16 protein-coding genes are annotated in these 22,144 nt (G+C 52.7%); 7 read left to right on the top strand and 9 right to left on the bottom strand.

What is annotated here, in order from left to right; genetic code table 11:
- Nucleotides 1-53: 53 nt before the first annotated feature.
- Complete coding sequence (locus tag EJP87_RS04825) at nucleotides 54-488, bottom strand: DUF3293 domain-containing protein (RefSeq protein WP_130470732.1); 435 nt, start codon at nucleotides 486-488, stop codon at nucleotides 54-56.
- A gap of 367 nt (nucleotides 489-855) precedes the next feature.
- Here EJP87_RS04825 and EJP87_RS04820 point away from each other — a divergent pair, with 367 nt between their 5' ends.
- Nucleotides 856-1,122, top strand: coding sequence for a hypothetical protein (locus EJP87_RS04820; protein ID WP_130470731.1), 267 nt, complete (start codon nucleotides 856-858; stop codon nucleotides 1,120-1,122).
- A 272-nt stretch (nucleotides 1,123-1,394) separates the two neighbouring features.
- Here EJP87_RS04820 and EJP87_RS04815 read toward each other — a convergent pair whose 3' ends face one another.
- The 4 genes from EJP87_RS04815 to EJP87_RS04795 are packed head-to-tail and all read right to left on the bottom strand — an operon-like array spanning nucleotide 1,395 to nucleotide 8,690.
- Entirely contained in the window at nucleotides 1,395-2,276 is an 882-nt protein-coding gene (locus tag EJP87_RS04815; protein WP_130470730.1) for a formylglycine-generating enzyme family protein, read from the bottom strand.
- A 5-nt stretch (nucleotides 2,277-2,281) separates the two neighbouring features.
- Nucleotides 2,282-5,782, bottom strand: coding sequence for a formylglycine-generating enzyme family protein (locus tag EJP87_RS18360; RefSeq protein ID WP_227657457.1), 3,501 nt, complete (start codon nucleotides 5,780-5,782; stop codon nucleotides 2,282-2,284).
- The gene (locus tag EJP87_RS04800; RefSeq protein WP_130470729.1) at nucleotides 5,779-6,801 is read right to left on the bottom strand and encodes an AAA family ATPase; all 1,023 of its coding nucleotides are present in this window, start codon (nucleotides 6,799-6,801) and stop codon (nucleotides 5,779-5,781) included. The genes EJP87_RS18360 and EJP87_RS04800 overlap by 4 nt, the downstream gene beginning before the upstream one ends.
- Before the next feature lie 8 nt (nucleotides 6,802-6,809).
- A complete protein-coding gene (locus EJP87_RS04795) occupies nucleotides 6,810-8,690 on the bottom strand; it encodes an EAL domain-containing protein (RefSeq protein WP_130470728.1) in 1,881 nt (626 codons plus the stop codon).
- Nucleotides 8,691-9,323: 633 nt separating this feature from the next.
- Between EJP87_RS04795 and EJP87_RS04790 the strand changes: the two genes are divergently transcribed.
- Both EJP87_RS04790 and EJP87_RS04785 read left to right on the top strand, forming a co-directional pair.
- The gene (locus tag EJP87_RS04790; protein WP_130470727.1) at nucleotides 9,324-10,499 is read left to right on the top strand and encodes an acetyl-CoA C-acetyltransferase; all 1,176 of its coding nucleotides are present in this window, start codon (nucleotides 9,324-9,326) and stop codon (nucleotides 10,497-10,499) included.
- A 671-nt stretch (nucleotides 10,500-11,170) separates the two neighbouring features.
- The gene (locus tag EJP87_RS04785; RefSeq protein ID WP_193771143.1) at nucleotides 11,171-13,762 is read left to right on the top strand and encodes an ATP-binding protein; all 2,592 of its coding nucleotides are present in this window, start codon (nucleotides 11,171-11,173) and stop codon (nucleotides 13,760-13,762) included.
- Nucleotides 13,763-14,124: 362 nt separating this feature from the next.
- Here EJP87_RS04785 and EJP87_RS04780 read toward each other — a convergent pair whose 3' ends face one another.
- Entirely contained in the window at nucleotides 14,125-15,093 is a 969-nt protein-coding gene (locus EJP87_RS04780) for an MDR/zinc-dependent alcohol dehydrogenase-like family protein (protein WP_130470725.1), read from the bottom strand.
- 83 nt (nucleotides 15,094-15,176) lie between these two features.
- The gene (locus tag EJP87_RS04775; RefSeq protein WP_227657456.1) at nucleotides 15,177-16,043 is read right to left on the bottom strand and encodes a TIGR00282 family metallophosphoesterase; all 867 of its coding nucleotides are present in this window, start codon (nucleotides 16,041-16,043) and stop codon (nucleotides 15,177-15,179) included.
- Nucleotides 16,044-16,105: 62 nt separating this feature from the next.
- On the opposite strand from EJP87_RS04775, the gene mobB reads away from it, so the two are divergent.
- Nucleotides 16,106-16,939 (top strand): molybdopterin-guanine dinucleotide biosynthesis protein B, encoded by an 834-nt coding sequence (gene mobB, locus EJP87_RS04770; RefSeq protein WP_193771142.1) that lies wholly within the window; start codon nucleotides 16,106-16,108, stop codon nucleotides 16,937-16,939.
- Nucleotides 16,940-16,953: 14 nt separating this feature from the next.
- Here the strand turns inward: mobB and EJP87_RS04765 are convergent, their stop codons facing one another.
- Entirely contained in the window at nucleotides 16,954-17,259 is a 306-nt protein-coding gene (locus tag EJP87_RS04765) for a cytochrome c (protein ID WP_130470722.1), read from the bottom strand.
- 29 nt (nucleotides 17,260-17,288) lie between these two features.
- Between EJP87_RS04765 and EJP87_RS04760 the strand changes: the two genes are divergently transcribed.
- Complete coding sequence (locus tag EJP87_RS04760; RefSeq protein WP_130470721.1) at nucleotides 17,289-18,251, top strand: ketopantoate reductase family protein; 963 nt, start codon at nucleotides 17,289-17,291, stop codon at nucleotides 18,249-18,251.
- A 392-nt stretch (nucleotides 18,252-18,643) separates the two neighbouring features.
- Here the strand turns inward: EJP87_RS04760 and EJP87_RS04755 are convergent, their stop codons facing one another.
- Nucleotides 18,644-19,927, bottom strand: a complete 1,284-nt coding sequence (locus EJP87_RS04755) for a heme NO-binding domain-containing protein (protein WP_130470720.1) — start codon at nucleotides 19,925-19,927, stop codon at nucleotides 18,644-18,646.
- Between the two features lie 98 nt (nucleotides 19,928-20,025).
- Between EJP87_RS04755 and trxB the strand changes: the two genes are divergently transcribed.
- Both trxB and EJP87_RS04745 read left to right on the top strand, forming a co-directional pair.
- The gene (gene trxB / locus EJP87_RS04750; protein WP_130470719.1) at nucleotides 20,026-21,003 is read left to right on the top strand and encodes a thioredoxin-disulfide reductase; all 978 of its coding nucleotides are present in this window, start codon (nucleotides 20,026-20,028) and stop codon (nucleotides 21,001-21,003) included.
- Between the two features lie 390 nt (nucleotides 21,004-21,393).
- On the top strand, nucleotides 21,394-22,144 hold a 751-nt coding region (locus EJP87_RS04745; protein ID WP_130470718.1), incomplete at its 3' end, for an ATP-binding protein.

The following is a 22,144-nucleotide window of genomic DNA, read 5'->3' as shown; positions in this document are numbered from 1 at the left end:
TGAAAAGATCGGCAAACAAAGGAGTTAGTAGATATTTTACGACAGTGGAAGGTTTAACGCAGCAAAATCAACTCGGCAATGGCCTCTGCCGCACACCAGAGAAAGGCATTTTGCTGCCAGTGGCGGGCGACGCTCTCTGCCGTGCTTTGACTGATGCCCAGCAGCAACAGACTCTCTTCGGCAGGCCAGACACCCTGGGGATCGACGCCGCTGGCCGGCAAATGACACCAACCCTGCTCCTTGACCCAGGCTCTCCATTGGGCATGACGGCAGCGATTTTCCTCTGCGGGCAACAGTTGGCTGTAGGGATTGCAGACGCTCAAAAAAGCGGCGCTGCGCAACTGATAGTGCTGATAGAGGGCAGCCAGGGCGGCACTATATTGATCCACATGCAGAACAAATGGAGGAACAGTGTGCACCCAATAGTCGGTTTGCCGATAGGCCAGCACGGTGGCGGCATCGATCAGTGAAGAGGAATGTGCGCGCATGGTTGCAAAGATCCTTGTTGTTGCCGACGCTGCCCCAAAAGCGCAAATTGCGCCCTATTGGCGAGAAAGAAGAAAGCAGCAAAGCAGGCAACATGTTTTACAATTGTCATAATAAAATATCACCTTGTCATAACGATTTGCAGCACATTCTTTTCTTTTTGGCAAGCAAAATTTTTTTGCGATATGTTTGTTTTGTCTCTGCAAAGGTTTGGCGCATTTCCGCCTTTTTGCCCTTTCAAGAGCCATTGACAGCAGGGCGATTCGGGAGCATGCTTCGCCGCTTTGAAGGGGATCATTGCGTTGTTGGGGAGTGGAATAAATGCTGTGGCAACAGCCGTACATGCTTTTCCGCAGAGGGGAGAACTGTATGGAAAGAAATAAATTTTTACGTTCGAGCCAGGCGGTACTCGATTCGGTAGATGATCAACTGCGCAAGAGCAATCCGCCGGAGGTCCAGGAGACCTATCAGCGCCTTTGTGCCCAGGGCTATAGCGATCAGGATGCCCGACAATTGATTGGCGCTGCGGTAGCCAATGAGTCGTTCATGATCCTGGTGCATCATGATGTTTTTGATCTGGCGCGCTATGTCGCCACCCTGCGCAATCTGCCACGCTTGCCACTGAGTCATGCGTGAGTGGGTGATTATTATCATTTGTACGACTTTATTATTATTTAAGATATTTTTCATCCTCCCACGACAGCGCTCCTGCCCAGGGCGGCGTTGTGCTGCGTTGTGGCGCGGAATTTTCTGTCTGTTTTTGCCGACGCAAACCCGCTTGCCTGCCTATTTTCGCCGACTCAAACCAGCTTGCCTCCCGGCAGCGCCTCTTCTGCTCTGCGCAGCCCGGCGCTCCGCCTGCCGTGCCGACGCCGAGCAGAAAAGGCGCTGCCCCTCCCTTGCTTGGCTCACCACTGAACTTGGGCACAACGAAAGCCAATGTAGCTGCGGCTAATTGATGGCCCATAGCTGATTCGGCAGGCTGCCCGCTCGTTACGGGCGTTGTTGAACCAAGAACCCCCACGCAGTACACGAGACACAGCAGACTCATTCACCCAGACACTGCCATCGGCAGGAGCATTCACATAGGAACCATGCCAACTATCCTGGCACCACTCCCAAACATTGCCCAGCATATCATACAAACCCCAGGAGTTGGCCTGTTTCAAAGCAACACGGCGGCTTCCTGCCCGTGTGTCAGAGTACTGTTTTTCTAGCCAATTACTAATATCGAAGCCATTTTCCAAATCAAACTCCCTGCCACTATTGCCCCCATACCAGGCGATAGTGTCCAAGGCAGGGGCGTTATGCTTACCGAGAATTTTTATCTCGCCACTATACAAGGCAGTGCTGCTGCCAGCCCGGCAGGCATACTCCCACTGCGCCTCGCTGGGCAGACTCAAAGTCAGGCCGGGAACCCTCTTGTCAATCCTCTGCAAAAACTGTTGCACATCCTCAAAACTGACCTGTTCCACTGGCCGGTCTGGAGATTGAAAACGACTCGGATTATTGCCCATCACTACCTGCCATAGCGCTTGTGTGCAGGGTGTATCAAAAATCCAAAAACCGGAGGCAAAAATGACCTCATGCTGCGGTCCTTCATTACCCAATCGTCCCGGTTCATTTTCCGGCGAACCCATGGTAAAGCGACCGGGGGGGATCCAGCGCAGTCGTTGCCGCACCTCATCCACCATGATCTCCACAAATATACCATAACCATCCTGCCCCCAACCACTAGCCCAGGAGGGAGGATGACCGGAAACCAGAGGATGCGAGAGAGGTTTGTTCATCTGGCTCACCACTGAGCTCGGACACAACGAAAGCCAATGTAGCTGATGCCATTCGAAGACTTGGAGCTATCGCGGCAAGCAACCCGTAAATAACGGGCGTAACTGACCCATGAGCCCCCACGCAGCACACGAGACGCATCAGCCTTACCCTTCCATGCGCTACCATCGGCAGGAGCCCCCTCATAAGTATTATGCCAACCATCCTGGCACCACTCCCAAACATTGCCCAGCATATCATACAAGCCCCAGGAGTTGGCCAGTTTCAAACCGACGCGGTGGGTTCCCGCCTTCTTGTCGGCAGGATACTGTTTCTCCGGCCATTTGTTTGTGTCCCAACCATTTGTCAGATCAAACTCCCTGCCGCTATTGCCACCATACCAGGCGATGGTATCCAAGGCAGGTGCATTATTCTCTCCCAAAATTTTTATCGCACCACTATACAAGGCTGTGCTGCTGCCAGCCCGGCAGGCATACTCCCACTGCGCCTCGCTAGGCAAAGTCAGAGCAAGAGCTGGAACCCTCTTGTCAAGCTTCTGCAAAAACTGTTGTACATCCTTAAAACTGACCTGCTCCACAGGCCGATCTGCTGATTTGAATTCGCTCGGATTTTTCCCCATCACCTCCTGCCACAATGCTTGTGTGCAGGGGGTATCAAAGATCCAAAAACCGGAAGAGATTGTCACCTCATGTTGTGGAGCTTCATTGTCAAACCTGCCCGGTTCCTGCTCCGACGATCCCATCAAAAAACGACCAGGAGGGATCCAGCGCAGTCGTTGCCGCACCTGGCCAAGCTGCAACTCTGCCCACAAACCAAAATGGTCGCGACCAATAGCACTCGTCCAGGCGGGCTTAAAGCGGCGAAAGAGAGTCAACCTCTCGACATCGCTTTGCATCTGCAACTGCTCTCCGACAGGCAGATGAGCAACACCCTGTGCAGAAGCGTGCTGCAACTCCAACAGTGCCGAGCCGCTACGGCCTGCGCGGCCAAACTGCGGCTCGGCGCTCTCCTGCTTGCCTGCTGGGCTCACCGGCTGAACTCGGGCACAACGAAAGCCAATGTCGCCGAAGCGATCCGACGACTCGTTGCCGTTGCGGCAGGCAGCCCGCACAAAACGGGCGAAGTCGTTCCAGGAGCCTCCACGCAGCACACGAGACGCATCAGCCTGATCCTCCCAACTGCTGCCATCATTAGGAGCCCCCGCATACGATTTATGCCAAGCATCCTGACACCACTCCCAAAGGTTGCCGTGCATCTCATGCAAGCCCCAAGGATTGGCTGGCAGGCTCCCTGCTGGAACAGTTCGCGCACGATATTCTCCCTGTGCATCCTGTGGCAGATAGGGATTGCGACCATCAAAGTTAACTTCTGCCGTGCTGATGGTGGAACCAAAGCTGAATGGAGTCATACTCCCGGCCCGACAGGCATACTCCCACTGCGCCTCATTAGGCAGAGTCAAGGAGATACCGGGCAAAATCTTCTCAATCTGCTGCAAAAATTTTTGTACATCCTGAAAACTGACCTGCTCTACAGGAAGAGAAGCCCCTCGAAAGAGGCTGGGATTCCTCCCCATTACTGCCTGCCACAAAGCCTGCGTGCAGGTGGTAGACCACATCCAAAAACCGTTGGCAAGAGTCACTTTATGTTGTGGACCTTCATTACTATCTCGACCATGCTCCTCCTCATGCGAGCCCATCAAAAAACTTCCTGCTGGAATCCAGCGCATCCGCTGCCGCACCCCTTTGACCACAAACTCTACCCAGGGACCATATTCATCTTCCCCCCACTTGTCCGCCCAGGAGGGGGCTTGACCAGAGCGCCAAAAAGCTGGCAAATTATCGGGCAGCCTATCCTGGAGCCGCTCGCCATATTGCAGGCGATTTTGACGGCTGCGCAAGATGCCTAGACTGCTGCCAATTGGTTTTTCTGCGGAGGCAATCAGCTCCCCGCCACTTTGACCCAAATAGAGATTGATGGGCTGCTCATGGTCGATTGGCAACAAACGCAAATCCATACCCTGTACAAACTCTTGCTCAAGATTATCGGCACAAGCCTCCCGATAAAGAGTCTGCAAAGCCACTTGCAGCTCTTCATCCCCCGAGTGGAGAAACTCTGGCAAGCTGCGCGAAACTACCCGGCGAAACCAGCTTAACATCGTGACCCGCGATTCCTGCTTAAGCTTAGAGGGAAGAGTCTTGAAAAAATTTTGCGCTGCCAGGAGATCGCGCTGGCGGATAGTCTCCGGCAGTTGCTGTTCGGAAAGATGCAGCAGCTCTTCATACCACACCTCAGGACTCAGCCCCGCCCGCCAATCCCGAATGGTCTGCACCACCTTTTGTTGCAAAGATAGCGGCTCCAGTTGGGCAAAGTCGGCACGCAGACGCGGCAACTCCTGGGGATCCAGCACCCCGGCTACTCGTGAACGTCCCGCCATCAGCGGATGGTTCCAGGCATCGATCTCGGTACCCGCATCGGCTGCCGCCCCCATCAGCAAGCGCACCGCCCGCAACAAACCCGGTTCGATGCGAATGGCTGGAGAAAGCAAACGTAGCAGCCGTTCTGCCTGAGCAGTCAACTGTCTGGCCTCAGCGCGGCGACGCCGCTGCTCCCCAGCCAGAGGCAACATTTTCCAGGCGGGCAGCCGTTCGGGTTGACAACGGGAAAATGGCACCGGAGTCAAGGCCATGGCCCGGCAGCCACGACGGCGCAGAGCCTCCCCCAACTGTTGCCAATAGCGCTGCAGCTCGGCAGAGTGTGGGGCCAATTGCCCCAAATCTCCCAACACCACCACCAGCGTTCCCGGCTCTGGCAGACGATATTTTTGACAGGTACCGCTGAGAGTAGACAACTGCGGACCCTGTCGCGGATCAAGAAGCAGGGCATATTCCACTGCCTGCGGACCAAAGAGCCCGGCCAGACGCATTGCCACCTGATCCAGATCCTCCTGCAGCGGGATCAAATGCTCGGAACGATCCAGTATCAGTTGCACCCCCCTGCCCCAGCGCCGATGCTGGCGCAGCGGCAACGGATCGAGTGCACGGCTCTGCAAAAAACGTTGCACTATTTTGTCAATATCAGCTTCACGGCTGGCCGCCAGTTCGCTAAAACGCTGGCGCATTTTTGGCAACAAGCGACTCCAGGGGGTAAGCAGGCGGGTGGCTGGTCGATTTGCGGGTAGAGTGTCTGCAACCTCTTTTTTTTCTTTGACGGCAAGCTGCAGACTTTCACGAGCCTGAAAATAATCTGGCACCCAGAAGGCAATATCTTGGATATTTTTGGGATAATCAGTGCTCTCTTGCTGAACAGGAGTGACCGCGCTGACAGCCACCGCTTTGCTGGAGGCTGCACTGCGCCCTGTGGTTTCTTGCACCTGCTTTTCAGGAAGCTTGACAAAGCCCAACAACCAGGCCATCGCATCCAAAGTCTCTGACTGGCCATAGTGCAGGGCGCACAACAGATCGGCATAGCCACTTCCTGCCATCGGCACTATCGGTTCAGAGTTACTCATGCTGACTCATCGTCGCTGGCACTGCCATCCCAGGCGACATTCTTTTGCAGGGTATAGCGACCAATCTCTTCCAGGAGTGCCATCCGTTTGTCATGTTCCCTCTCCAGTCCGAGCAGCGCACGCAACAGATCGAGATATTCAGCCTGTCCGGGAAGCGGGGTGACCTGTTTTTCCTGGGCTGCGCTGCGGTGGTGACTGAGCAGCCTGGCACACTCCTGATAGAGCTCCAGCCTGCCTTGTTCTCCAAAATGGGCCTGACCGCGACGGATGAGAAACTGTTGCAACCCTATGCCATCCTTGGGCAGTGTCAGTTGCAGCACCAGACAGCGCCGCAAGAAGGCATCCGGCAGGCTGCGCTCTTCGTTGGTGGTAATGATCACCAGAGGCAGGGAGGTAGTGGAACGAATGGGCTGGTGCCAGCCAAAAGGGGTAAATTCGCGATTGCCCAACGCCTCCAGCAGACCGTTGGGCAGCTCGGATTCGGCCTTATCGATCTCATCGAGCAGCACCACGCAACCCTTTTGCCAATCGCCGCCATCGGGTTGCGCTGGGGAGGCAAGATGGGCGATTGCCGCTTGCTTACTGGCGCTCGACCAATCAAAAGCCCACCACAAGGGACCGGGTTGCACAAAACGTGTGACATCCAGCTCTTGCCGGGCTCTGGTCTCTTTTTCCTCCCACGTACCACCCAAAGCGCCCAGCAGTTGCGCTTCGGCCAAACGACGCACGGCATCAAATTGCCAGAGCAGATCTCTGGATTCGCTGCGGGCATCGATGACATGTTTGATAAAAGCCCGTCCGAGCAGCTTTGCCGCCGCTCTGGCCAATTGACTCTTACCGGTTCCCGGCTCGCCACGCACCAGAAGCGGTCGTCCGGCAATCATGGCGGCATTGACAGCCAAAATCTGCTCCCGATCCAGCAAATGCACTGGATCATTGATTCCCGCAGAGCTTGCAAACTTGATTAGCAGCGGCAGTTTATCCTCGTCCGGCAAGGTTATACAGGGATGGGCACTCATATCGCCTCCTAAACCAACAACTCACTAATTTCATTGAAACGTATTTGATCACGTGGCCATAAATTGTCATCAAGCTCTACCACTGCCAGAATAGGAAAATGTTTACAAATGGCCTGTATACGGGCATTATGGAGTTCCAACTCCTCTTTTTTAGTCGGGGCAGAATCGCAAATCAAAAAATATCTTTTTCCTTGTTCAGCAAAATCATGCGCCATCTGAATATTGATCGATTTAATTTGATCATCCTTACTCTTTATCCGGGAGGGAATGCCAATTCTTATGTACAGATCCTTACGCATTACGTCAACCACATCGGCGTTCATTCCCTCTTCCGGCAGCAAATGCAAAGAAATCTGATTTTTATCCATGGGAAAATTATTTTTTTCTCTCCACTCCACCTCCCTGCGATCGATCCCAGCCATGATTAACGCCGCCATTGAATCGATACCTGCGGGAATGCTCAAAACATCCAACAAAATCCCTTGATCTCCCTTGTCTAGCAGGTGTTTAGCTCCACTTAACACATACAACCATGGCAAGGTCAAACGAGCTATTTCCTTTATTTTTTGGACATCATCAGGACTGCTACGCTTCAATTGCTCATGACCACCCTTAAGAATATCTTTGACTTCAATATAATCTTTATTAAGCAATTTATCAGTAATAAGTTGTGACAAATGACGTTCAGGATGAGGATGTCTCTCTAACTCATCATTGAGCAACTGTTTTGTCAAAAACATGATCACATTGTAAGAACTCTCTATGGTTTCCACAATCTTGTTTTTCAACTTTTGATAAAGTTTATCGCTTTCACGAGTAAATTGTTCTATCGCCGACGCTTCAGAAACTGCAGATGGTTGGATCGTATCTGCTTGGGTAGGAGAGATAGTAGAGGCTGGCTTTTGCTTGGGTATAGTTTTTTGTGCAGAAGCGGTCGTATTTGATGCACGCTTCGCTCTGGCATTAGCTGATTTGCTGAATCCAACATCATGCCCCTGAATGGCAACCCTTTCCAGCTTCTCCTCGCGCAACATCGCTGCAAGTTGATTTTTGAATATATCGTTTTCCACACCTTCGACTACAAAAACCATATTTTGTTGTAATTCATTGGCAAAAATTGCCTGAAAGGTGGTACGCGCATCTCTGATCGTTTTTTGCATATACGACCAATCCATCTTCACCCATCGGATCCGTGAACCCATGGCACGAAGTGCAGGAATGTGCATAAATCCTTTTGAAAAGGCATCATCAACCGCATAATGAAGCTGCGATTGACTCATAAACTCCAGAATACGCAGCACCGTTGTCTGATCCACCTGTAAATGTTTGAGCATACTCTCATCATATTCCGGCAGTTCAATAATGACACGCGACAAATGATCCTGTGCACGCAATTTGACCTGCAAATCGCCCAAAAAATTGCTCAACCAGTTGCTCTGCTCCACCAAAATTGCCAGCGAGAGATTGATGGAATAGATCGCCTGCTGATCCTCCTTGAGTAATTTCTGGATTATAGCCTGACTCAAACTGTACAAGAATATTTTATCAAGTTTCCGTAACAGATCTATCTGCTCTAAAAGAAAATAATTTTCCTTGTTTGAAGCCTGTTCCAGATCCACACCTTTCAGTAACGCTCCAGCCCGTTGACCCCTTGGTCCTTTGAACATCAACTCATAGGCCCAAGTCTCCTCCCTGCCATCTGGATACAACCAGTTGACCGGCTCCTTGATGAAACAGTCGGCATAATCCACCCCTTGCCAACATTGACCCGCTTTTTTGTTTTCTCGCCTCAGCTCAGGATCACTGTTTTTGGCAATCAGTGATTCATAACGCTCTATAAATGCTTTAAGTTCTTGCTCGGCGGACAAGAGGGGCTCTTGATCGGGCATGACAGGGATCTCCCATGATGACGACTAAAATATGCAAAATCATACAGAGAGGTTACCCACCAGGCAACATCCCGCACAACATTCAGATAGCAAGCAACCAACTTTCCGACAGCAAACTCTACATCCTCTTCCATCTGATTACAACACGTATTCAATGCAAACTTGAGAACAATGACAGAGCCGCTAACGGCGAGAAGTGCATCGTCTGTTGCTCGCCAAACCATTGCTCTACTTTAGTCACCTCCGCCTCTCTGCCTTATCGCCATGCCGTCGTTCTCCCTTGTCACCTCCCCCTCTTCACCCGTTCACCTTCGCTTGCCATTTGCTATCCGACAACATCGCTGTATTAAATGCGTTAAAGGAGGGTTGCCAGAAATGGGCAGTCGTGCTAGTGTCTTCACCCTATATTGTTGATAAACTGTCGCTACAGTAAATCAGCAATTAAGAAAATAAGAAAATTATCAAATAGTGAAATTGAATGGAGGCAAACATAACATTTTCAATGCGTTATGCCATGCCGGTATTCTTTTTCCCACAATAGGCGGATGAGGAAACATCTATTCTCCGCATATTGAACGCCCTCAACATCTTGTATTTAATCCATTTGACTGAATCGATGAGGAGTTTGCTATCATGACCGAGATTGTCATTGCCAGTGCAGCACGTACAGCCGTTGGTGCCTTTTCCGGTGGTCTGAGCAGCCTGTCCGCTGCCAAATTGGGAGAAATCGCCATCGTCGAAGCGCTGAAACGGGCCGGCGTCGCCCCAGGCGATGTGGATGAAGTGGTGATGGGTCAAATCTTGACCGCCGGCGTCGGCCAAAATGCCGCGCGCCAAGCCGCCGTCAACGCCGGTATCCCCGCCGAAAAAACCGCCTATGCCATCAACCAACTCTGCGGCTCCGGTCTGCGCGCCGTGGTCAATGGCTTCCAATCCATCGCTATGGGCGATGCCGAAATCATCGTCGCCGGCGGCCAGGAAAGCATGAGCCAAGCGCCCCATCTGCTGCACCTGCGTAACGGTACCAAAATGGGCAACGCCGAAATGGTCGATAGCATGATCAAAGATGCCCTGACCGATGCCTTCCACAACTACCATATGGGCAATACCGCAGAAAATATTGCGAAAAAATGGGGCCTCACCCGCGCCGAACAAGATGCCTTCGCCGCCCACTCGCAACAAAAAGCCGAAGCCGCACAAAAAGCCGGTGTCTTCCGCGAAGAGATCGTGCCGGTGGTCATCCCCAGCAAAAAAGGCGATTTGATCGTCGATACCGATGAACATCCCAAACATGGTACCACCGCCGAATCCTTGGCAAAATTACGCCCCGCCTTCGATAAAGAGGGTACCGTTACCGCCGGTAATGCCTCCGGTATCAATGATGGCGGCGCCGCCCTGGTCTTGATGAGCGCCGCCAACGCCGCCAAACGCGGAATCACCCCCTTGGCCCGCATCGTCTCCTGGGCCTCCTGCGGCGTCGATCCTGCCATCATGGGTACCGGTCCTATCCCCTCCAGCCGTAAAGCTCTCGCCAAAGCTGGTTGGACTATCGATGACTTGGAGCTCATCGAAGCCAACGAAGCCTTTGCCGCACAAGCCATGGCAGTCAATAAAGATATGGGGTGGGATTTGTCGAAAGTGAATGTCAACGGTGGCGCTATTGCCCTCGGCCATCCGGTCGGCGCTTCCGGTGCCCGCGTCCTGGTCACCCTCCTCTACGAAATGAAACGTCGGCAAGCCCGTAAAGGTCTGGCAACCCTCTGCATCGGTGGCGGTATGGGTATCGCCCTCTGCGTCAGCCGCGACTAAACCAAGATCCGACCTCTCGGCAACTCATCCGCCAGGCCGCTGCGCTTGGCGGATGACTCCCCGATCTAGACACCAACGCGCTCTGCAGCAACTTGCTCCCAGCGCATGCCAGTATGGTTCGGAGAAGATGGCTCAAAAAGCTCCAGGAGATAGTTGTGCTCCCTCCTGGAGCTGCTGCTATCCCCCTCCTGCTGTACTTTTCTGCTGGTGCAAATTAAGTGACTATTCACCACCCAAAACTATTGCGGGTCCAGGGAGGGCACCTCCCTGGCCGGGTCCAGGGAGGGAATCCCTGGGATTTTGTTTTTAATCTTTTGCCTTTGGCGCGCCTTTCACAACAAGCCGACGCGCTTTTTGCGTCGGCGCGGCGCGCCTAATGGAAGCAAGCTGTGCGCATTGGCGCGCCTTTTTGCGCCAATGCGCACAGCATCCCCATGGGGGGAGAGCTGGCGAGCCAGCACGAATCTGAATAGTTACCAAATTAAATAATAGAAGAGTTGCTCCCTCCCGGAGCTGCTGCTATCCCCATACTGCTGTACTCTTCTTCTGCTGCAAATTAAATAATATAAGAAATACAGCACGATAGAACCTGTTTTGCCTTTTATTCTTCGGCCAAACAGGTTACACTGGCCTCTCTTGCACATCATCACTGGCAAGTCATGGAGCGTGCTTTGGCGTTTGTTTTTTCATCTTTTCCAGCGTCACCTCTGCAATTATCCAGGCAATGGCTGCGGATACCTGCGCTCGATCGCTATTCGGCACAATGGACCCTGCTGATTCTGGCCCTGCTGACCCTCTGCGCTGCTGTCTGGCTGATCTTTGAACAGCAGTTTCAAGAGCTGCATTTTCGGGAAAAAAATCGCTTGGCCACGCAAGCCAAAGTGGTCGATCATAACCTGGTTCGACAAATGGAATCACTCTATTCGGTCTTGCAAAAGCTGCGCAGCGAACTGCCGCAACATCTGCAAATGGCTGAATGGCAAAATAATTTGAATCATCATCTGACGCTGTTATGCCAAGCCATGCCCGGAGTGCGCACTCTCAGCATCTATAACAAGGAGGGGATGATTATCGCCTCCAACCGCAGCGAACTGCTGGGTATCACCTTTGCCACACGCGCCTATTTTCAAAAAAACAGGCTGGCCAATAACCCATTGCAGTTGTCATTATCACCCCCTTTTATTACCCGTTCCGGCACCTGGGCAATGAACTTAAGCATCTCTGTACAAACCAGTAACGGAGAGTTTGACGGCATAATCAGTGGTACCCTCGACCCCAGCTATTTTCGGACTCTCCTGCTCTCGGTTCTCTATGCCCCCGATATGTTGAGTACCATTATCCATGAAAAGGGCACCCTCTACCTCAGCGAACCCGGTAAATTGGAACTTTCCGGGAAAGAACTGCAGCATCCCGGCAGCTTTTTTAGCCAACATCTGGCCAGCGGTAATGATGAAACTCTCTTTTCTGGCTATTCGACTTCGTTGCAGGAAAATCGTCTGGCCGTTTTTCGCACCATCCGTTCCGAAGCTCTGCCCCTGGACCATCCCTTGATTGTGGTCACCAGCCGTCTCTTGCCCGAACTCAACGCCCCGTTAAAAAAACAGTTTGCTTTACAAATGGGGATCCTGGCTTTGATGTCTCTTCTGCTTGGTCTGGCTCTCTGGTTCTATCAAAAACGGCATCGCGCCATTACCAAAGAGCGCCAGGAAAGCAGGGATGCTCTACTGCAAGAACGCGATTTTGTTCGGCAAATGATCAACTCTTTGCCCGGTGCCTTTTATCTGATCGATAGCCAAGGCCGTTTTCGCATGTGGAACAAAGCTCTCGAAGAGGTAACTGGCTTAACACATGCAGAGATGGCCTCCACCTCCCCTCTGGATCTTTTTCAAGGAGAAGAGCAAAAGCTGATTCAATCACGCATCCAAGCGGTTTTTCAACAGGGTTTTGCCAGCGCCGAAGCGGCTATCTGCCATCGCAACGGCTCCTCTCTGCCCTACTATTTTGTCGGCCATCGCCTGCTTTTGGATGGGGAAGCGCTGTTGATCGGCATGGGCCTGGATATTTCCGAACGCAAACAGATGGAAGCCGATCTGTATCAGGCTAAACTCTCCGCCGAAGCGGCCAGTCAGGCAAAAAGTGAGTTTCTCGCCGCCATGAGTCATGAAATTCGTACCCCAATGAATGTGGTTATCGGCATGGGTGATCTGCTCATGGAAACCGCACTGGATGGCCAACAGCAAGAGTATGTGCGCAAACAACAAAATGCTGGTCAAACGCTCTTGGAGTTGATCAACAATATTCTCGATCTGGCCAAAATTGAAGCCGGACGCATGCAGATTGTCAGCGAAGCGGTAGCCCTTGCGGAGCTGTTGCAGGAGTTGAGCGATTTGCTGCAAGGAGTGGCAGCGGGCAAAGGGTTATCCTTGCACTGTACGGTCGAGGCCACTTTGCCCCGTTGGATTGTCAGTGATCGTTTGCGGCTGCGGCAGATTTTATTCAATCTTTTAAGCAATGCCATCAAATTTACCGAACAGGGCACGATCACCTTGTCGGCACACCAAGAGGATGCAGAGCATCTGCTGTTGACCGTGCAAGATAGCGGTATCGGTATCGCGCAAGAGCTGTGGGAACATATTTTTGACAGCTTTGCCCAGGCCGACTCCGGCATTACCCGCCGCTATGGGGGAACCGGCCTGGGGTTGAGCATCACCCAAAAATTGGTTGCCTTGTTGGGCGGATCCATCCGCGTGCAGAGCACTCTGGGGGTGGGCACCACCTTTTACATCCTGCTGCCTCTGCAAACAGCCCAGCCTCTCGCACCACCCCCTCACACTGCAGAGCATCCGCCAACACAGAGCAAACAACGAACACTCACCATCCTTTTGGCCGAAGATTCAGAAGATAATCAACTGCTGGTGCAGGCATTTCTCCAACAAAGCCCCCATCGTTTGCTGCTTGCCAACAATGGAGCAGAGGCGGTAGAGGTGGCCCAACAACAAGCCATCGATCTGCTGATCATGGATGTGCAAATGCCTGTCATGGATGGCTATACAGCCACTGCCTTGCTGCGCCGTTGGGAGGCCGAACAACAACGCTCTCCCATTCCCATCATCGCCTTTACCGCCCACGCCTTGGAAGGAGAGGCAGAACGCAGCAAACAGGCTGGTTGCAATGCCTATTTGACCAAACCGATCCGCAAAAAACAACTGCTCGATTGTATTGCTTTTTATGCGCAGATCCCTGAAGAGAATAAGAAAGGTTAGCATTATTCAGGTTTCTGCAGGCTCGCCAGCTCTACCCCCATGGGGATGCTGTGCGCATTGGCGCAAAAAGGCGCGCCAACCCGCACAGCTTGCTTCCATTAGGCGCGCCGCGCCGACGCAAAAAGCGCGTCGGCTTGTTGTGAAAGGCGCGCCAAAGGCAAAAGATTAAAAATAAAATCCCAGGGATTCCATCCCTGGACCCGGCCAGGGAGGTGCCCTCCCTGGACCCGCAATAGTTTTGGGTGGTGAATAGTTACAAGATTAAAAACAAAATCCCAGGGATTCCATCCCTGGACCCGGCCAGGGAGGTGCCTCCCTGTACCCGCAGTTGTTTTTGGTGGTGAATAATTATAGTGGTTAATCTACTCCTCCTCAGGAGCAAGCAGGATTTTGAGAGCTCCTTTTCGCTGCGCATGGGCAAAGGCGGTCAAAGCATCACTGAGCGGATAAATGGCGCTGATCATCTTTTCGACCGGTAGCGTGGCTGTCTCCAACAAGCTTAAAGCCGGAGCAAAAGGACCGCAGCGCGAGCCGATAATCTGCAGCTCACGTACTACCCAATCAGCAGGTTCTACAGGCACTCCTCCGGGAAAGGTGCTTTTCAGAACAATCCGCCCCTGCGGCTGCACCTTGGCCAAGGCCCAGCGCCAACCACTCGCCGCACCACTGCATTCGATGATCGTTGCAAACGAAAAATCCTCTGGCAGTTGCTCAGGATGCCAGTGTCCCTTGAGCGAAGCGGGCCACAAGGAGAAATGCTCGGGATGATGACCCACCATATAAAGGTCAGCACAACCCTGATGGGCCAAAACATGAGCCACCAATATCCCCAACCGTCCATCGCCCACTATGGCCACCGGCTCGCCTGCAGCCAGGGTAATCTGTTCGGTAATGCGTAATGCTGCCGCCAAAGGCTCAGTAAAAACCGCCTGCTGGTCGCTCAGCGAGTCCGGGAGACGATGTAAATTGGCAACCGGCAAACAGGCATATTGCGCAAACATGCCATCACGACCCTGAATCCCCACCACTCTCCTGCTCAGACAGTGGTTGCCGTTGCCCCGTGCACAAAAGCTGCAGCTCCCACAACCACAGTTGATCTCCCCGACCACCCGCGCCTGCAACCAGGAGGGATCGGCACAGGCAACCACCTCTGCGACAAATTCATGACCCAATACCCCCGTAAATCCCTTATAGCCGCGCAAAATTGCCAAATCAGTGGCACATATCCCTGCCAATCGTATCCGTAACAGCGCTTCCTGAGCTGTCGGCTGTGGCAGCGGATGGGCAGTGCCAAGCTGCAACTGCTGACCGTTAAAGAGTAGTGCACGCATCAATTTTCTGCTATGAGATACTGGTGAAAGAGCCTCAGACAAAGAGTCAAAACCGTTTCTGTAACAGTTGCAGGCATGCTGTTTTAGCGTATGGGCAAAGGGGTCTCAGACAAGCTGCCCCCTAAACGAACCGGCTGAATTCGCCGACAGAGACCATCCTTCAAGGAGAGGGTCAACACTGTCGCGCACAAGCTCCCCTCATCTGTTGCCTGTTCAAAATGGGTAGGCATCTGGCGCAAAAAGCGCGGCATAACGCTCTCTCCCTTCATGCCGATCACCGAACGATAACAACCGGTCATCCCCACATCGGTCTGAAAGGCGCTGCCATGCGGGAGAATCTGCTGATCGGCAGTCGGAATATGGGTGTGAGTGCCCAAAATGGCGGAAACTCTGCCATCCAGATAATAGCCCATCGCCCCTTTTTCAGAACTGGCCTCAGCGTGCATATCCACCACAATCGCATCCACATCCCGCCCCAAACGCACCTTGTCCAAAAACCGATCCGCCGCCTGAAAGGGGCAATCCAGAGGATCCATAAATACCCGTCCGGCCAGATTGAGCACCGCCACCCGTCGTCGATTGCTGGTCGTATAGATCACAAAGCCTTTGCCTGGGGCGCCCGGCGGATAATTAAGCGGACGCAGCAGACGATTGGTGCTCTCCATATAGGCAAAAATCTCTTTATATTTCCAGATATGATTTCCAGAGGTGATCACATCAATACCCGCTTGAAACAGCTCATTGGCAATAGCCGGGGTGATCCCTATGCCACCGGCACTGTTTTCACCATTCACTATCACCATCTCCAGCGGATAGGCTTGGCGCAAGCGTGGCAAATGCTGCTCCAACGCCTTGCGCCCTGCTTTGCCAAATAAATCGCCAACAAAGAGGATGCTCAAGCTCTCCTCCTGAGACTCCTTCAATTGAGAATGATTTTCTGCTAGAGTCACACACTTCTCCTTGGGTTGTTTTGCCACAGATTGGGCTGAAAAGCAGACAGGATACAAACAAATTGGCACGGATACTCTATTTTGCCTGGGTGCGGGAAAAGATTGGTACCCCAGAAGAGCGCATCACCCTCCCCGGCACGGTTCAGACCGTGGCGCAACTGATAGCATATTTGCGTGATAAAGGGGAACCCTATCATTCATTGCTGGCCGACAGCCAACTAAGGGTCGCCGTCAACCAGCGCTATGCGACAGCCAACGATCCCCTCTCCGACCAGGATGAGGTGGCCATTTTTCCTCCGGTGAGCGGTGGCAGCCCGACTCTGACTGCAACCAGCAACCCCTTTCCCATCCCGGTCATCGGCTTTTCAGCGGCCAGCGGTACCGGAAAGACCACCTTGATGGCAGCGGTCATCAGCGAACTGGCACAAGCTGGCTTGCGTATTGCCGCCATCAAACATGGCCATCATCCCGCCGATCCCGATATGCCCGGCAAGGATACCTATCGCTTTCGCCAGGCCGGAGCGGCAACCGTCCTCTTTGCCGCCCGCGAACGTTGGTTTATGATTCAGGAGCTGCGTGATCAACCGGAACTTTCGTTGGATGAGCAGGTGCACTTTCTCCTGAACCATGATCTGATTCTGGTGGAAGGCTACAAAAATGAGCAGCAACCCAAAATTGTCGTGCACCGCCTGGCCAGTGGCTCTCCCAGCCTGCACCAAGAGCTGCACAATGTGGTAGCCCTGGTAACCGATGATCCAGAGATCAAAACCGATCTGCCCTGCTTTGCCCTGGAGGATGCTGCGGGAGTGGCACAATTCATTCAGCGTTTTTTTGCGCTCAAACAAAAAGTGCAACAGCAGCAGTCACATGGCTATCAACTGCAAGAGGCAGAATAGGCGCGCCTCGTGGCCTATTTGAATTTATAAAAGGTGTTATTCAAATAGGCCACGACATTTGCTTCATCTTCGGGCCACCACAAGGTATTGAGCACCTGTTGGTTACAAAATGCCACCTGTGCCTGCACTTTTTCCAGTGTATCCTTGCGCCCTTTGCGGGTATAGATATCATTCGGATGACCTTGGACGCGACTGGCATGACAACCACTCAAGCAGCTTTGCTCATGCAGCATATGGCCTCTTTCGGCATCGGCGGCCATAACCGGTACCGCCACAGCCATGGCCATAACCAAGGTCCACAATTTGACTGCTCTTTTCATCACTTTTACTCCGCAACAGGTTAAAGAGTATGCACACATCAGAGAGACCCAGCGCAGCCGACAGCACTTTGCAACCTCCGCATATTCTGGTTGTGGGCAGCGGAGCTGTCGGTGGTTATTATGGCGCCCAACTGGCCAAAGCGGGTGCAATTGTTTCGACTGTGCAGCGCTCAGACTATGCTCTTGTTCAAGAACAAGGTATCCATATCGATGGCCTGGAGGGGCAGAGCCATTTTCGTCCGGCGGCGGTTTTGCGCCAGGTCGAACCGCTAGAGCCTGCCCCTGATTATATAGTGGTTGCACTCAAAGTGCTTGCAGAAATCGACACCGCCGCCATCATCGCCCCGGCAGTTGCGCAAAAAAGTGTGATCCTTTTGTTGCAGAATGGGATTGAATGCGAACAGAGCATCGCGGAAGCGTTTGCGCAGAATGAAATATTGAGTGGCCTGGCATTTGTCTGTCTCTCGCGCACCGCCCCGGGTCGCATCAGCCATACCTGTTATGGACACCTGGCGATTGGACGCTATCCCCATGGCGCCTCGGCGGCTGCACAACAGTTGGCACAACTTTTTACCTCTGTTGGCACTGCCTGCACGGTAAGCGAGCAGATCGGTAAAGAGCGCTGGAAAAAACTGGTCTGGAACGCCGCTTTCAACCCCCTCTCCGTCCTGGGTCGCGCCACCACTCAGGAGATTTTGGAGAATCCAGCCACCGCCGATTTGGCAGCACGAGTCATGCACGAAGTCTGTCAAATTGCCGATGCTGCCGGGTATCCGTTGCCGGATGATGTGGTGGAACGCAATCTGGCTGCCACACGCAAAATGAAACCCTATAAAACCAGTATGCTACTGGATTATCTGGCCGGACGCCCCATGGAGGTGGAGGCTATCCTGGGCAATGCCCTGCGTGCTGCCCAGCGCTGTTCTGTCGAGGTACCCCATCTGCGCGCACTCTACGGAGCTTTGTCCCTGCTGGCTCGGGCTCCGAGCTGAGTGCCTGCAGCTTCAGCATCATCCTGTTATTAATAGGTTTTGAGCCAGGTTATTAAAATATATGCCTGGACCAAAGAGATAATGATTAATCCATAAGTGCCGCCTACACAGACAAAAGACAAAAACCGAAGCAAGGCATCTTGCGGTTGCCAACGATATTTGACACTTGCCAGGTATTTGGACATCTTAAGTTATCCCCCAATATTCTGCCGTAAAGTGCTGAAAAGAAAAACAACAGCCCTATTGTTCATCCGGGATTTGCTGCCCGTGATGATCAATTTGCTCTGGTGCAGAAATGAGCAAAAGATGAGCCAATTCTGGAAAAAAACAGGCAGGGCAAGAAGAGAGGAGTGATGGCGGAGGAAATGGCTGCCTGTATTCAGGCAAAACACTTATAAATCAAACAATTGCTTGCGTGTTATCGCAATTTTTGTCTGCAAGGCATGCAGGGCAGATTGTTCTCGTTCCTGGTAATAGGCCACAAGCCTGCGGGTATCGTTGACGCTCAAGGGACGAAAGAGGATGCGGATTCGATGACGCCCGTCACGTTCATCGATATGCAGAATATTGCCATCGCACTGCAGGGGATAATCGCTTTCGGCGCTATCGTCAGCGGGATCCAGAGTGCTGGCGGGCAGTGCAAACTGCATTTGAATGGGGGTATAGGGTGAGATCTCTTTGAGTTGGGGATCGCTGCGCAGCACGATGGCGATACCGGTTATGGAGAGATTGGCCAACCAGCCGCGAAAAGTTTGCTGTTCGATTTGAAACGCCACCATCACTGAGCTGTTGCTGGCCACGCGCTGGGCGACTCTGCGACCGATGGGACCATCGGTAGGTATAATATTGTGCAACAGAGCGGTTCCCTGCTGCCACTGAAGCTGTTTGACCTCTGCTTTGAGCCCCAGGGGCAGGTGTGGCAGGGCCAGATAGGTTACTCCTTCTTCTTGCATGGCACAGAGCGATTGCGGATGAATTTGCACCATCACCTCTTGCTGGCTGTAGCGCAGGACCAATCCAGGATGCACCAGGGGTATACCTTCAAACTGATTAAAAAAGCGGATTTCCTGGATCCGATCATGGACCATTTGAAATTCGCGGCCTATTTCCACCTGTTGTTGCAGAGTGGGATCCAGCAACAGAATGGAAAGGCGGCAAAGGGGTGCGCCATCCCACATGCAGAGTCGTTCCTGGATGCGAATGGTTTCATGAAAATGTTGCGCACAGCCCAAGACGATGCCTTTGAAGAGTCCACACCATTTACGTTCCGAGGGATAGACGGCAGAGACTTCGCCATATTTCAAGCGATAGGCGCGAATTTGTGGTGTTTTGCCGACTCCTTCTGGAAAGTGAAAGTGGGCAAAAATCTCTTTATTCAAATGTTCGAGAATATCCAGGGTCCGCCACTCTGGACGCAGCAGGCCCATAGTGCGCCCCAGGGAGAGCAGGCCGACACTTAGGTGGCGGCCAAAGGCCTCCAGGAAGGCATTAAAGGGAATTTTTTGTTGGCGTGCTGCTGCATGCAGGAGATCTTGGGCCAATTGGTCGGGGTAGAGGCGATCGGCAGCCAATGGTTGTTGCTGCCGGTTGGCCAATTGCCACACCTCCCGCCAGGAGTCTGCGCCACCATGGAGCAGTTGATAATCTTCCAGGGCAAGCAAAATAATGCCGTGCATCGCTCAGGCTATCCTTATATCCTGTGATAAACAGGGGCACTGCAGCAATTTTTGGTACGCCCCATCTTTCACTGAATCTCAATTATGGAGAACAAACCGTGGCCACGGAAACGCATAATTCTCTTATTATCTTAGGTTCCGGACCGGCGGGTTACACGGCAGCCATTTATACCGGCCGAGCCAATCTCAACCCGATCCTTATCCAAGGCATGCAGCCGGGCGGGCAATTGACTGTTACCACAGAAGTGGATAATTTTCCAGGCTTTGAAGAGGGTATTCAAGGTCCAGAACTGATGCAAAAAATGGAGGCGCAGGCGCGTCGTTTTGGCACACAAATCATCTCTGATCTGGTTGTGCAAGCTGATTTGACTGCCGAGCGACGCCAGGGTGGTCCGATCCGTTTAACCTGTGATTCTGGGGATGTGTATACTTGTGACGCATTAATCATTGCAACGGGCGCCTCGGCACGTTGGCTTGGTTTGGAGTCAGAGAAAAAATTGGGTGGTTATGGGGTATCGGCCTGTGCGACCTGTGACGGCTTTTTTTATCGTGGGCAGGAGATAGCGGTAGTAGGTGGTGGTGATACGGCTGTGGAGGAGGCGTTATTTTTGACCAACTTTGCCAGCAAAGTGACTTTGATTCATCGTCGTGACAGTTTGCGGGCGGAGAAGGTGATGCAGGAGCGGTTATTTGCCAATCCGAAGGTGCATACTGCTTGGAATTCGGTTGTGGAGGAGATTCTTGGAGATCCGAAAGCGGGAGGGGTTTCTGGTGTGCGGTTGAAGAACATCAAAACTGGGGAGACTGAGATTCTCAAGGTTACTGGGGTATTTATTGCCATTGGGCACAATCCCAATACTGCCATTTTTGGTGACCAACTGGACAAGGACGAGCAGGGTTATTTGATTACCAAAGCGAACTCCACTGCCACCAATCTGCCTGGTGTGTATGCGGCGGGGGATGTGCAAGACAAGACTTTTCGTCAGGCGATTACTGCTGCTGGTACTGGTTGCATGGCGGCATTGGAGGCTGAGCGTTATTTGCATGAGAAGTCGGGTGAGGCGGCGCGGATTTGATTTAGGCACAAAAAAGCTATTATGGAGGTCCAGGAGGAGATTATCTCCTCCTGGTGGGTTGCAAGGGCAAAGCCATTGCATCTAGCGGCGTTTCACCAGAAGCGAATGCTTAAGCATTCGCGCACGCCGCGACAATCGGTGCCCCGCAGGGGCACTCTTTGGGAGGGCGGAGCCCGACCTGCCCAGTCAGGTAATGGGGCAACGGAGCGGAAAGGAGCAAAAGCGTGCGTCCCGATACTTCTCTGAAGAGAAGCTTGACAATGCTGTGCTATAGTCTCTAAAGTTATTGCCAGGATCACCTTATTCCACAAGCCAGAGCGCATATATCCTTGCGCTGCCCTTGTCGGCACCAATCTTTATGCAGGATAACACCGAAGAGGAGAAGCCCGCGTGCCTCCTGAAGATTCCCAAATCACCCTGCTGCGTGCACAACTGCGTGATCTCCATGGTGATGCCTTCCAGGCGCGTTTTTCTGCCTTGATGGAGCATCGCCACGGCTCTGATTTTCTGCGGGCTCGTGCGATGGGCGCTGAAGGTGATCAAGGGTGTGACGGCTATCTCTCTTCAAAGCAAGAGATCTTTGCCTGTTATGGCGCTCTGGGAGGACGAACAACTGTCGATTATCTGTGTAGAAAAATACGGGAAGACTTTGCAAAAGCCAAAGAGTCTACCCTTCTTATGCAACGCTGGAGCTTTGTGCATAATCTGGTGGATGGACTGCCTACCAAGGCCATCGCGGAACTCAAACGCTTAAAAAAAGAAAATCCGAAGATTGCCATTCGCAGCTTTGGAGAGACTGAATTTCAAAAGATCTGGCCGCACGCAGCACTGCATGCGCCCCGCCTGCAACGGCCAAAACCAGTAGACAGCAAGCCTCCTACGACTGACCGGGAGTGGATGGATCCCCGCTACACGCATATTCCCTTGCTTGGTCGCGAAGAGATTTTGAACACACTGCGCAACTGGCTGCAGGGAGCGGGAATCAGTGTGCAGGTTATCACCGCACCCGGAGGCAGCGGCAAAACTCGTTTGGCTTGGGAACTCTGCCGTGCTGCCGAAAAAATAGGCTGGGATGCGGGTTTTTTGCAGCAGGAAGCTCTGAAGCAATTGCTCTCTCATGCCGATCCCGCCGCATGGAACT

It is taken from the genome of Candidatus Magnetaquicoccus inordinatus, from assembly GCF_004217665.1.
In the GTDB taxonomy this organism is placed as follows: domain Bacteria; phylum Pseudomonadota; class Magnetococcia; order Magnetococcales; family Magnetaquicoccaceae; genus Magnetaquicoccus; species Magnetaquicoccus inordinatus.
Note: the sequence above shows the minus strand (reverse complement) of the source record. Positions and strands in the feature narration are given on the sequence as shown.

What these genes read in the sequence shown, in the direction of transcription:
- EJP87_RS04825 (WP_130470732.1), bottom strand. Translation starts at nt 488, where the DNA reads ATGCGCGCACATTCCTCTTCACTGATCGATGCCGCCACCGTGCTGGCC.
- EJP87_RS04755 (WP_130470720.1), bottom strand. Translation starts at nt 19,927, where the DNA reads ATGCACGGCATTATTTTGCTTGCCCTGGAAGATTATCAACTGCTCCAT.
- EJP87_RS04820 (WP_130470731.1), top strand. Translation starts at nt 856, where the DNA reads ATGGAAAGAAATAAATTTTTACGTTCGAGCCAGGCGGTACTCGATTCG.
- EJP87_RS04780 (WP_130470725.1), bottom strand. Translation starts at nt 15,093, where the DNA reads ATGCGTGCACTACTCTTTAACGGTCAGCAGTTGCAGCTTGGCACTGCC.
- EJP87_RS18360 (WP_227657457.1), bottom strand. Translation starts at nt 5,782, where the DNA reads ATGAGTAACTCTGAACCGATAGTGCCGATGGCAGGAAGTGGCTATGCC.
- EJP87_RS04800 (WP_130470729.1), bottom strand. Translation starts at nt 6,801, where the DNA reads ATGAGTGCCCATCCCTGTATAACCTTGCCGGACGAGGATAAACTGCCG.
- EJP87_RS04815 (WP_130470730.1), bottom strand. Translation starts at nt 2,276, where the DNA reads ATGAACAAACCTCTCTCGCATCCTCTGGTTTCCGGTCATCCTCCCTCC.
- EJP87_RS04760 (WP_130470721.1), top strand. Translation starts at nt 17,289, where the DNA reads ATGCACACATCAGAGAGACCCAGCGCAGCCGACAGCACTTTGCAACCT.
- EJP87_RS04795 (WP_130470728.1), bottom strand. Translation starts at nt 8,690, where the DNA reads ATGCCCGATCAAGAGCCCCTCTTGTCCGCCGAGCAAGAACTTAAAGCA.
- EJP87_RS04765 (WP_130470722.1), bottom strand. Translation starts at nt 17,259, where the DNA reads ATGAAAAGAGCAGTCAAATTGTGGACCTTGGTTATGGCCATGGCTGTG.
- EJP87_RS04790 (WP_130470727.1), top strand. Translation starts at nt 9,324, where the DNA reads ATGACCGAGATTGTCATTGCCAGTGCAGCACGTACAGCCGTTGGTGCC.